At 55.1% G+C, this 437-nt stretch carries 1 pseudogene; it reads left to right on the forward strand.

What is annotated here, in order from left to right:
* Positions 1 to 149: 149 nt before the first annotated feature.
* Positions 150 to 287, forward strand: a pseudogene (locus ALO43_RS32200) (methyl-accepting chemotaxis protein); the annotation flags it as partial.
* Positions 288 to 437 lie beyond the last annotated feature (150 nt).

The raw sequence follows: 437 nt of genomic DNA on the forward strand, positions 1-437 counted from the left end.
GCAATCCCGAAGGTATTCCGCTGAGGGTGGTCGGTGCGTTGGTGGATGTGCATTTGAAGCATGAGCAGGATGCTCTTCGCGACACCGAAGCACAGCATCAGAAAAACCTGGAAGAGAACATCACTCAACTGACCCAGATAGTCGGCACTATCCAGAGCATTGCCAGCCAAACCAACCTTCTGGCGCTCAATGCCGCGATTGAAGCTGCACGTGCCGGGGAAGCTGGGCGGGGCTTTGCGGTGGTAGCTGACGAAGTGCGCAAGCTGGCGACTCGAACGACTGAAGCGACGGAGCAGGCGGCAAGCATGATGAGTCGCTGATAAAACCAGCCTTCGCTTTTTGATGGCCGTAAAAAAACGCCTCCGCAAGGGAGGCGTTTTTTTCAACTCAGCACATCAAACACATCAAGCCAGGTCGAAGCGGTCCAGGTTCATCAC

Origin of the sequence: Pseudomonas tremae (genome assembly GCF_001401155.1) — a bacterium.
In the GTDB taxonomy this organism is placed as follows: Bacteria; Pseudomonadota; Gammaproteobacteria; order Pseudomonadales; family Pseudomonadaceae; genus Aquipseudomonas; species Aquipseudomonas tremae.